This window comes from Marinovum sp. E3 (assembly GCF_055755275.1).
The window spans coordinates 37,360-47,677 of sequence record NZ_JBVTQV010000009.1; the positions used below are offsets into that span (position 1 = coordinate 37,360).

Consider the following 10,318-nt stretch of genomic DNA (forward strand, 5'->3'; position numbering starts at 1 on the left):
CGATGTCGGACCGGCCGAATATCCTTCTGATCTCGACGGATCAGCAGCGCGCGGACCACCTGGGATGCTACGGCAACCCGGTGGTCAAGACGCCGACCATCGACGGGCTGGCGGCGCGCGGCACGGTGTTCGACCGGTTCTACGTGGCTTGCCCGATCTGCATGCCCAACCGGATCGCCATCCTAACCGGGCGGATGCCCTCGGTGAACGGCACAAGGCACAACGGCATTCCGCTGGCGCTGGATGCGGTGACCTATGTGGATGTGCTGCGGGCAGGGGGCTATCACACCGCGATGGTGGGCAAGTGCCATGCGCAGAACATCACCGGGCATCCGCTGGACGAGGCCGACATCTTTCCCGCCGACGCCTCGGGCAGCCCGCCGCCCGAGGCCCTGTCCGATGCCAGCCGCACGCGCCGCACCGGGCCGGAATACGAGGCCGAGCTGATGCCGCTCTGGCATGCCGATCCGGGTCGGGAGGGGCCGGACCTGCCCTATTATGGCTTCGATCACGTCCGCTTCGCCAATGGCCATGCCGATCACGTACAGGGCCATTATACCGGCTGGCTGAACGAACGGGCCGGGGGCAACGGTGATGCCCTGCGCGGGCCCGCGAACGCCCTGACCTCGGATGTGACCGCGCCGCAGGCCTGGCGCACGGCGGTGCCGGAGGAGCTTTATCCCACCGCCTATATCGCCGGGCAGTCGCGCGACTTCATCGACAGGCACCTGAACGAGCGCCCCGACGATCCGTTTTTCCTGCATTGTTCCTTCACCGACCCGCACCACCCCTTTACGCCGCCGGGGCGCTACTGGGACATGTACGACCCCGCCGACATGCCGCTGCCGCCATCCTTCGCCGCCCGCGAGGAGAACGAACCCGAGATGCTGAAGCGGCTGCGCAGAGAACAGGGCCAAGGCACGGGCGACAGGCTCGGCCCGCTACCCTTCTGTGCAAGCGCAGACGAGGTCCGCCAGATCCTCGCGCTGACCTACGGCATGATCAGTTGCATCGACGATGCCATTGCCGGGCTTCTGGCGCATCTCGAGGCGTGCGGGCTCACGGAGAATACGGTGGTGATCTTTACCTCGGATCACGGCGATTTCATGGGAGACCATGGGCTGATGCTGAAACACGGGTTGCATTACGAGGGTGTGCTGCGCGTGCCCTTCATCTGGGCCGATCCAGCCCGAATTGGCGGCAAGCGCACTGACCTGCCAGGCAGTTCAATCGATATCGGCGCGATGATCCTTGCGCGAGCCGGGCTTGCGTCTTTCAACGGCAACCAAGGCGTGCCGCTACTGGATGTGCTCGACGGCAAGGCGGAAACCCCGCGCCGGGGCATCCTGATCGAAGAGGACGAACTGGGCGCGCACCTGGGCCATGAGCACGGGTTGCGCACCCGCAGCTACATCGAAGACAACTGGCGTTTGACATTATGGCAAGGAATGGACGGCGGCCAGCTTTTTGACCGAAATACCGACCCGCACGAAATGCGCAATCTATGGAGTGACGTCGAACACGTTATAAAAAAGGGAGAAATGACGGAATCTATGCTGCGTGAAACCATTCGGCTTGGCGATACCGCGCCGTATGCGACGCATGTGGCCTGAGTTGGAATTCGTCAGTGTCATAATCAAGAGTTATGACAGTTAGTGAACTCGGCATTGGCGAAATCCGCCGATATCGACGAGTCTGAGACAACATTTCTGGGAGGAAAACCATGACAGAATGCACGATTTCCCGCCGCAAGATGATGGCAGGCGCTGCCGCCATGACTCTGGCCGCGACGCTCGCTGTGACAGGCCACGCGCAGGCTGCGGATTACGCCGGCAAGACCATCAATTTCGTCAGCTTCGGTGGGCCGGGCTCGCCGCCTGACGTGTGGTACCGGTCGCTGATGCCTTTCGTGACGAAACACCTGCCCGGCACCCCCGAGATCAACGTGATCAACAAGCCCGGAGCGGGGTCGATGATCTCGGCCAACTATACCGCCAACGCGGTCGAGCCGGACGGGTTGAACATCGGCACGATGAACGGCCTGGCGGTCAACAAGGCGGCGGCGGGCGACAGCAGCGCCAAGTTCGACCTGTCCGAGATGCAGATCGTCGGCGCGCAGAAACTGACGCGGCTCTTGGTGGTCAAGAAGGACGGGATCGAGAACATCGACGACCTGCTGGCGATGGAGGACGAACTGATCCTTGGCATGGAAAGCGACGCCACGCCCTATTACGAGGCATTTGTCGAGCTGGCCGGGGTCGAAGCCCGGTTCATCACCTCGTACCAGCGCTTCCCCGACACGCTTCAGGCGTTCCGCACCGGCGAGGTGGACGCGATGCCGATGTCGGCGATCGAATGGCTGCGCTTCGGTCCCGATCTTTCGCAGGACGGTGCCGTGCCGATGATCCAGTACGGCTTTACCGAAGCGGGCGAGGTGGTGCGCTCGGGCGCGCTCGACATTCCCACAGGGCATGAAGCGGTGCTGAAAGTGAACGCGGACGCACCCGGAACCCCGGCATGGGACCAGATGACCCTGCAATCGCTGACCTCGAATGTCTCGAACCAGGTCTGGGCGCCCGCGGGCACCCCGGCCGATTTCGTTGACACGCTGTCAGCCGGTTTCGCGGCGGCGGCGAGCGACCCGGAGTTCCTGGCGCTGCACGAAAAACAATATGGTCTGCCGGCGGAATGGACGGACGGCCCGGCCGCCCGCGACATCGTCGACCGGATCATCGCGGTCAACGCCAACTGAACTGACGGAAACTGGCCTGCCGGGCGCCACGCGGCGCCGGCAGGCAGGACGCGCTTGGGGCGGACATGGAAGAACTCACCGTTATTTTCAACGCATTCGCATCGGGTATGGGCATCGTCTTTACCCCCAATGTCTTTGGCGCGATGATGATCGGCATCGTGGCGGGCATGGTCGTCGGGCTGATCCCCGGCCTTGGCGGGCTGGTGGCGCATATCCTGCTGATCCCCTTCGCGTTGCAGATGGGCGATCCGCTGGCCGCGATTGCCATGCTGCTCGGGGTCTATGCCGTGACCGTCCAGACCGACTCGATCCCCGCTGTCCTGCTCGGCGTGCCGGGCACGGCGGCGGCGCTGGCGACCTCGCTTGACGGATACCCGATGTCGAAGCGGGGCGAGGCGGGCCGGGCGCTCTCGGCCTCCTATTTCGGATCGATCTTCGGCACGCTGGTGGCGACCGTGATATTTATTCTGTTCCTGCCGCTCCTGCGCGCGCTGGTAAACAGCTTCTCCTCGCCCGAGTTCTTCATGATGGTGGTGCTGGGCCTCGTCATGGCGGCTTCGCTGTCTGGCCGCAGCCAGTCGCGTGGGCTGATGATGGCGGGGCTGGGGCTGATCCTGTCGACTGTCGGGCAGGCGCCGGGCACCGGCGATCCGCGTTTCATCGGCCCGTTCCTATATCTTTGGGAGGGTCTGCCGATCATCCCGATCCTGCTGGGCCTGTTCGGGGTGCCCGAGATCATCGATCTTGCCGCCCGCAACCGGTCCATCGCAGAATCCAAGCCTGTCGAGAAGATCGCGGGTCTCTGGGACGGCATGATGGACTGCGTCCGCAACTGGTGGCTGGTGTTCCGCTGTTCGGTCATCGGGGTTGTCACCGGTTTCATACCCGGCCTCGGCGGCAACGTGGCAGAGTGGATGTGCTATGCCTCAGCCGTATCCGGCGACAAGAACCCCGAGCATGAATACGGCAAGGGCAACGTGCGGGGTATCATCGCGCCTGAAACCGGCACCGCCGCGCACCTGCCCGGCGCGATCATCCCCACCGTCGCTTTCGGCGTGCCGGGCAATCCACCGATGGCGGTGCTGCTGGGCATCTTTGTCGTCCTCGGTGTGCGCCCGGGCCGGGACATGCTGACCTACAAGCTCGACGAGACCTTCATGATGGTCAATGTCGTGACCGTCGCCAATATCATCGCCGCCGTGCTCTGCCTTGTCTTCCAGCGCTACCTGGTGCGGCTCTGCTTCGTGCGCGCAACGCTTCTGGTGCCCTTCATCCTGGCCGCGATGGTCATGGGGGCGTCCTTCTCCAACCTGTCGCTGGGCGATATCGGCTTCTTCGCCGCCGCCGGCATGGCGGGCTACATCTTCAAGCACATGGACTGGCCCCGCGTGCCAATGGTCATGGGCCTGATCCTGGGCGGCATCGCAGAACCCTACTTCTTTGCCGCATGGGACCGCTATGGCCTGACCTGGCTTTACGAACGGCCCATCGTGCTGATCCTCGAAATGATGATCCTGTTCATGCTGTTCTCCAAACCGATCCGCCGCCTGCTGCTCGACCGGTATGGCAGAGAGGCCAAGGCCAATGACTGATCCTGACGATCTCTCCCCCGAACGCCGTGCCGCCATCGGCTTTGGCAGAAAGGCCGACTGGATCATTGCCGTGACGATCATGGTGATTGCGGTGGTCTTCATCTGGATGCTGCAACCGTTGCCGCAGCGGGCCACGTTTTTCCCTTGGTTCATCACCATCAGCATCCTGATCATCGGCACCGTCTATGGCGTGGGAAAGTTGCGCAACCCGGCGCGCTGGGACGCGGAATACGATCCGGAGGAAGAATTCGGCGACACCGGCCCGCCCTTTCTTGTCGAGTTCCGCGCGGGCATTCTGCGGGCGCTGGTGGTCTTCGTCTGCCTCATCGCGGGCACCATGGCCTTTGGTCCGAAGCTCGCCGTTCCGGTGTTCGTGACAATCGCCCTCTGGCTCAACAAGGAAAACAGGATCGTCGCCGTGTTGTCAGGCATCGCCTTCTGGCTCGCGATCCATTTCGTCTTCGGCAAGTCGATGTCGATCAACCTGCCCACCGGCTATTTCACCGACGCGCTCGGACTGTAAGGAAGAATGACCATGATAGACGTGACACGATTTGACGACGCCAAGGCCTATGACGCCAAGGGCCATTTCGGAATGACGGCCATGCGGTTGCAGGGGCAGGGGGTGACCGGCCTCGAGGATTACTGGGTGGGCTTTTCCACCTTCCTGCCCGGTGGCGGGGCCGACAAGGCCGCCGCGCCCACCGGCAAGGTCTATGTCGTGCTGGAGGGGGAGATCACTGTGACCACCGCCGAAGGCGACACCGTGATCGGCAAGTACGACAGCTGCTACATCCCGCCCAATACCGAACGGTCGATCGTCAACGCCACCAACCACGCCGTTCAGATGCTCGTCATCTCGCCGAACTGACGCCATGTACGACGCATCCCGGATTACCACCGTCACGGTCATCGGCTTCGGCACCATGGGGCTGGGCATCGTGCAGAACTTCGCCGAGGCCGGGTTCGCCGTGCGCGCCGTGGACCGCTCGCCCGAGCAGTTGCAGCGCGGTAAGGCGCAAATGGCGTCCAGTTTGCGGCTGGCGCAGGAGGAAGGGTTGATCGCCGATCCCGAGGCCGTGCTGGGCCGTGTGTCGGTGTATTTCTTCGACGATTTCGCCGATGCGACCGAGGGGGCGCAGCTTGTGGTCGAAACCGTGCCGGAGGTGCTGGAGATCAAGAAAGAGGTCTTTGCCGCGCTCGATGGTCTGCCTCGTGACGTGCTGATCGGCTCGAACACCTCCAGCTTTACCGTCAGCCAGATGACCGGCGAGATGGCGACGCCCGAACGTGTCGTCGGCCTGCATTATTTCAACCCCGCCCACCTGATCCCCGCGGTCGAGGTACATCATGGGGAAGCCACCGACCCCGCCGCCATCGACGCGGTGATCGCGGTGATGGAACGCGCCGGCAAGGTGCCGGTGCGGGTCCGCAAGGAGGTGCCGGGCTTCATCATCAACCGGCTGACCGGCGCATTGGAACGCGAGGTGGACTTTCTGCTCGACAACGGGGTGGTGACGCCGGAAGACCTGGATGCCGCCGTCCGCGCGAGCTTCGGATTCCGGCTGGCCTGCCTTGGTCCTATGGAGGCCGAGGATTTCATCGGTCTGGATACTTCATGGCGCGTGTCAAATAACGTTTTCAAGAAGTTGAGCAATGCCGAAAAGGCGTCACCCGACCTTGGCGAAAAGGTTGAACGTGGTGAGCTGGGCGTGAAATCCGGCAAGGGCTGGTACGATTATGCGGGCCGTACCACGGAAGACATCTATGCCGAACGCGACCGCAAGCTGATGCGCCAACTGGCGGTCTATCGCAGCAACAACCCGAGCACAGGGGACAACTCGTGAAACTTGTCACTTTTGAAATCGCAACGCCTGTGGGGCGCGTCGAACGCATCGGCGCCCTGACCGACGCGGGCATCGTCGACCTGAACCTTGCCTGTGCCGCGCAACTGGCTGCAAGCGGTGACACCGGCCGGCCATTCGAGATTGCCGACGCGTTGCTGCCCCCTGAAATGATTGGCTTTCTGGCCGGTGGCGCGCTCAGCCGCCGGGCCGCCAATGAGGCGTTGGATTTCGTCGCCAAAGGCACCCGCACCGGCCCGGATGGCGCGCAACTGCTCTACGCCGAAGATGCCGTGCGCTTGCTGGCCCCGGTGCCGCGCCCGAACTCGATCCGCGATACGCTGTCCTTCGAAGGTCACATGATCAACTTCGAGCGCCGTACCGGCAAGAAGACCCCGCCGCGCTGGTACGAGGCGCCGATCTATTACAAGGGCAACCCGATGTCGGTGATCGGCCCCGAGGAAGAAGTGCCCTGGCCCGACTATACCGAGAAGCTGGACTACGAGCTGGAGTTCGGCATCTACATTGGCAAGGAGGGTGTGAACATCAGCGAAGAGGATGCGCCTGCCCATATCGGCGGCTACACCATCTTCAATGACATTTCCGCCCGCGATGTCATTCCCGGCGAGGTGCAGATGTTCCTCGGCCCGGCCAAGGGCAAGGACATGGACCGCGGCAACATCATGGGGCCGTGCCTGGTCACGCCGGACGAGCTGGACGCCGGAAATCTGGAGATGATGGCCCGCATCAATGGCGAGGAATGGTCGCGGTCGAACTCCACCGACATGTACCACAGCTTCGCCCGCATCATCGCCTATATCTCGCGTCACGAGACGCTTTATCCCGGCGATTTCATCGGCTCGGGCACCGTCGCCAATGGCTGCGGCGACGAGATGGAGCGCTGGATCAAGCCCGGCGATGTCGTGGAACTGGAAGTCGAGGGCATCGGCATCCTGCGCAACCGTATTGCAGAAAAGAAAGGCTAGGGAATGAACCCGAGTATCGCCAAACTGTTTGATTTGTCCGACAAATCCGCCCTGATCAGCGGCGCGACCGGCGCCCTGGGCGCCGCCGCGGCGCGTGCCTTGGCGGGTGCCGGGGCGCATGTGACGATTGCTGGGGGCAATGCCGAAAAGCTCTCCGAGATCGCGGAGGAACTCAAGGCTGGGGGCGCAGGTGTGACCATGGTGGAAGGCCGCCCCTCGGATGAGGACGCCTGTGACGCCATGGTTGCCGCCGCCTGTGCCGAGGGCAGGGGGCTGGATATTCTCGTGCCCGCGTCGGGGACGGCCGCCGTCAAACCGGCCATCGAGATGGACCTGGAGACCTGGGACAAGGTGATGGATGCCAACGTGCGCCAGACCTGGCTGCTGTGCCGTGCCGCGGGCAAGGCGATGATCGACCGAGGGCGGGGCGGGGCGATCATCCCGGTGTCCTCGGTCCGGGCGCGGTTTGCCACGCCCGCGGGCACCAGCGCCTATGGCCCTTCCAAAGCCGCCGTCGACATGATCACCAAGTCGTTGGCCACCGAATGGGGCCAGCACGACATCCGCGTCAACGCCATTGCGCCGACGGTGTTCCGCTCGGAACTCACGGCCTGGCTCTTCGAGGATAACGAGCGCGCCAACGAGGCCCGCAAGGGCGTCTTGTCTCGCATTCCGCTGGGCCGCCTGGCCGAGCCGGACGATTTCGCCGGCGTGCTGATCTTTCTCGCCTCCCCTGCATCCGGTCTGATCACTGGCGAGACGATCAACGTCGATGGGGGATTTTCGGCCAATTGAAGGCGCGGGGCATTGCCGGGTTGCTTTGGTTTGGCCTGCCTTGGCCCGAGCGTCTTGCGTCAAGCTGCCCTTTCGTGCGCAGCGTCGTCCCAAGGAACGAAGGCCGCGGAGCGTGCGGGGCGATATGAGGTTGTCGTAATTGTTGCCGCCGGTTTCGGCGCTCTGGGCCGGATGAGCGCTCAGCCGGGGCCGGCCGAGCCGCGTTCGACGATGCCACTTGACAGCAGCTTCTTGTAATAGCCCTCGCCGATGAACAGCCGGGCGTAGCGCACCGGCGCGCCGGCGTGTTCGCGCATCATGTGTTCGGCGCGTACCGCATCGCCGGCGCGGATCGCATCCCAGATGATGACGTGCTGGGTATGCCCGACCGTGATCCGCAGCATTTCGGCCTGCGCCATGCCCTCGACCTCGGTAAAGGCGCCGGGGGCGACAATCGGGATATTGGCGATCTTTTCCAGCCCGAGGCGGACGAAATCATTGTCGCAGGCATCGACGATGGTGGTGTGAAACAGCTCGTTGGCCTCCTGATAGATCGCCACCTCGCGCCGGGTGACGGCGCTGCGGCTGACAATCCCCTCGGTCATGGCAATCGAGCTTTCAATCGCCGCCACGGTCTCTTGCGACGGGCCAAGGCTGGCGAGGCGTCCGGCGGCCAGCGCCTCGAGCGCGGCGCGCACCTCGGAGGCCTTTTCCAGATCTTCGAGGCTGAAGGGCCGGATCTTGTAGCCGCGCCCCTCCAGCTTGACCAGCAGCCCCTCGGTCTCGAGCTGGGCCAGCGCGGCCCGGACCGGGGTGCGCGAGAGGCCGAGGAGGCTGGCCGCGCTGCTTTCCGTCACCCGGTCGGAGACCGGCAGCTCGCCATTCACGATCATCGCCCGAAGCTCGGAGACAGCGGTTTCGACTGCGGTGCCCATATGCGATTTCGGCCCTCTTTGAATACATTTCTTGCCTCGTCATAGCAGCTTGCCGGCCATTTGGTCAAATATGCATCCGTTCTTGAAATACGGATACGTTTATGGTACGAATCTATAAATCGGGAGGGTATCCGAGATTTTTGGATACAAAATGTGCCACGGCAGGGCTGCGGCCATCGCTCCCTTTCGGGCAAATGGAGGACGACGATGCCACTTGGAACCAACAGGATCGCCGAAAGCGGGTTGCCCCTGATCCACGAGATCGGGAATTACGACAGCCTCGGTCCCGGCACGCCGGAAATCCGCCGTGGCGATGCCTTGCGCACGCTGGTCACCTCGCTGTCGGGCTTCCAGAAAGAGGCGCTGGTGTCCTCGCGCCGCTCGGCTAGGACCTGGCGGATGGTGTCGGACGAGGGCAAGTACCTGAACGGGCATGACGCCGCGCCGCCGCCGCTGTCGTTTCTGACCGTCGGCATGATCGCATCCTACATGAACGAGATCACCGCGCTGGCGCGGCGGGACGGCATCGAGATCCGGCACCTGAAGCTGACGCTGGACAATTACTACACCATGACCGGCTCGATGCAGAAGCGCACGATGGTGGGCGGCGCCGAACCGGTGGAATTGCAGGTCGAGATCGATTGCGACCTGTCGGGCGGCGCGCTGACGCAGTTCCTGATGAACGCGGTGCATGCCTCGCCGTTGAACGGGCTGATGCGGGGCGAGCATGACAGCCTGTTCGCGCTGTCGAAAAACGGCGTGGAGCTGGCGCCGAAGAAGGTGGCGAAGCTGGCGGCGCCGCTGCTGCCCGATCCCAGCGACGCCGGCGCGCGGGCAGAGATGACGGCGGGGGGCGAGACGCTGCTGGCACCTCTCGGCCTCACCGAGAAGAAGCCGGTGCAAGGGGGCACCGAAAAGGCGGCTTCGTCGCTGTCGGAACATCAGGACCGCCGGCTGAACATCGCCGCCACCGCCGTTCTGCGCGCCGACGGGATGAAGGAAATCCGCCAGCAGCTTTATTCGCCGCATGGCAAGGAATGGCTGTTTCTCTCGGAAGAGGCCGAGGTGGATGGCGGCAGGGGCAGGGCGCCGGATGCGGCCAGCTATATCTCGGCCGGCATCGGCTTTTGCTTCATGACGCAGTTCGGCCGGCTGGTGCCGATGCTGGGGCTCGATCTGCCGCAGTATCAGATCCTTCAGGACACGCATTTCAGCCTTGGCGGCGCCTCTGGCGGCACGGGCAGGGCAGGCGAGGCCGATCCGGTGGAAACCCATGTCTATCTGACCACCGAGGAAAGCGACGCGGTGGCGCAGGAGATGCTCGATCTGAGCGAACAGACCTGTTTCCTGCATGCATTCTGCCGCACCGACCTGAAAACCAAGCTGAAGACGGTGACAAAACCGGCTTCGACTGCCGCAGCATAGGGGGCGCGAC

10 protein-coding genes are annotated in these 10,318 nt (G+C 63.7%); 9 read left to right on the forward strand and 1 reads right to left on the reverse strand.

The window, feature by feature from the left end; genetic code table 11:
• Positions 1 to 2 precede the first annotated feature (2 nt).
• From AC0J5K_RS23105 to AC0J5K_RS23140, 8 genes are all read left to right on the forward strand, one after another.
• On the forward strand, positions 3 to 1,613 hold the full coding sequence (locus tag AC0J5K_RS23105; protein WP_274563430.1) for a sulfatase family protein: 1,611 nt from the start codon (positions 3 to 5) through the stop codon (positions 1,611 to 1,613).
• Positions 1,614 to 1,723: 110 nt separating this feature from the next.
• A complete protein-coding gene (locus tag AC0J5K_RS23110) occupies positions 1,724 to 2,752 on the forward strand; it encodes a type 2 periplasmic-binding domain-containing protein (RefSeq protein ID WP_074839450.1) in 1,029 nt (342 codons plus the stop codon).
• A gap of 65 nt (positions 2,753 to 2,817) precedes the next feature.
• Complete coding sequence (locus tag AC0J5K_RS23115) at positions 2,818 to 4,344, forward strand: tripartite tricarboxylate transporter permease (protein ID WP_048534778.1); 1,527 nt, start codon at positions 2,818 to 2,820, stop codon at positions 4,342 to 4,344.
• On the forward strand, positions 4,337 to 4,867 hold the full coding sequence (locus tag AC0J5K_RS23120) for a tripartite tricarboxylate transporter TctB family protein (RefSeq protein ID WP_074839451.1): 531 nt from the start codon (positions 4,337 to 4,339) through the stop codon (positions 4,865 to 4,867). Before AC0J5K_RS23115 ends, AC0J5K_RS23120 begins: the two co-directional genes overlap by 8 nt.
• A gap of 12 nt (positions 4,868 to 4,879) precedes the next feature.
• Positions 4,880 to 5,215: a cupin domain-containing protein gene (locus tag AC0J5K_RS23125; protein ID WP_211569010.1), complete on the forward strand. Its 336-nt coding sequence runs from the start codon at positions 4,880 to 4,882 to the stop codon at positions 5,213 to 5,215.
• A 4-nt stretch (positions 5,216 to 5,219) separates the two neighbouring features.
• Positions 5,220 to 6,191, forward strand: coding sequence for a 3-hydroxyacyl-CoA dehydrogenase family protein (locus AC0J5K_RS23130; protein WP_274563447.1), 972 nt, complete (start codon positions 5,220 to 5,222; stop codon positions 6,189 to 6,191).
• Positions 6,188 to 7,174: a fumarylacetoacetate hydrolase family protein gene (locus AC0J5K_RS23135; protein WP_274563449.1), complete on the forward strand. Its 987-nt coding sequence runs from the start codon at positions 6,188 to 6,190 to the stop codon at positions 7,172 to 7,174. Before AC0J5K_RS23130 ends, AC0J5K_RS23135 begins: the two co-directional genes overlap by 4 nt.
• 3 nt (positions 7,175 to 7,177) lie before the next feature.
• On the forward strand, positions 7,178 to 7,969 hold the full coding sequence (locus AC0J5K_RS23140) for an SDR family NAD(P)-dependent oxidoreductase (protein WP_274563451.1): 792 nt from the start codon (positions 7,178 to 7,180) through the stop codon (positions 7,967 to 7,969).
• A 179-nt stretch (positions 7,970 to 8,148) separates the two neighbouring features.
• Here the strand turns inward: AC0J5K_RS23140 and AC0J5K_RS23145 are convergent, their stop codons facing one another.
• Positions 8,149 to 8,883 (reverse strand): GntR family transcriptional regulator, encoded by a 735-nt coding sequence (locus tag AC0J5K_RS23145; protein WP_048534770.1) that lies wholly within the window; start codon positions 8,881 to 8,883, stop codon positions 8,149 to 8,151.
• Positions 8,884 to 9,090: 207 nt separating this feature from the next.
• Here AC0J5K_RS23145 and AC0J5K_RS23150 point away from each other — a divergent pair, with 207 nt between their 5' ends.
• Positions 9,091 to 10,308 (forward strand): OsmC family protein, encoded by a 1,218-nt coding sequence (locus AC0J5K_RS23150; RefSeq protein ID WP_074839462.1) that lies wholly within the window; start codon positions 9,091 to 9,093, stop codon positions 10,306 to 10,308.
• Positions 10,309 to 10,318: the final 10 nt, after the last annotated feature.

Bases quoted from the DNA above. Each gene is read 5' to 3' on its own strand.
- AC0J5K_RS23130 (WP_274563447.1), top strand. From the start codon at position 5,220: ATGTACGACGCATCCCGGATTACCACCGTCACGGTCATCGGCTTCGGC.
- AC0J5K_RS23140 (WP_274563451.1), top strand. From the start codon at position 7,178: ATGAACCCGAGTATCGCCAAACTGTTTGATTTGTCCGACAAATCCGCC.
- AC0J5K_RS23105 (WP_274563430.1), top strand. From the start codon at position 3: ATGTCGGACCGGCCGAATATCCTTCTGATCTCGACGGATCAGCAGCGC.
- AC0J5K_RS23150 (WP_074839462.1), top strand. From the start codon at position 9,091: ATGCCACTTGGAACCAACAGGATCGCCGAAAGCGGGTTGCCCCTGATC.
- AC0J5K_RS23120 (WP_074839451.1), top strand. From the start codon at position 4,337: ATGACTGATCCTGACGATCTCTCCCCCGAACGCCGTGCCGCCATCGGC.
- AC0J5K_RS23125 (WP_211569010.1), top strand. From the start codon at position 4,880: ATGATAGACGTGACACGATTTGACGACGCCAAGGCCTATGACGCCAAG.
- AC0J5K_RS23110 (WP_074839450.1), top strand. From the start codon at position 1,724: ATGACAGAATGCACGATTTCCCGCCGCAAGATGATGGCAGGCGCTGCC.
- AC0J5K_RS23145 (WP_048534770.1), bottom strand. From the start codon at position 8,883: ATGGGCACCGCAGTCGAAACCGCTGTCTCCGAGCTTCGGGCGATGATC.
- AC0J5K_RS23115 (WP_048534778.1), top strand. From the start codon at position 2,818: ATGGAAGAACTCACCGTTATTTTCAACGCATTCGCATCGGGTATGGGC.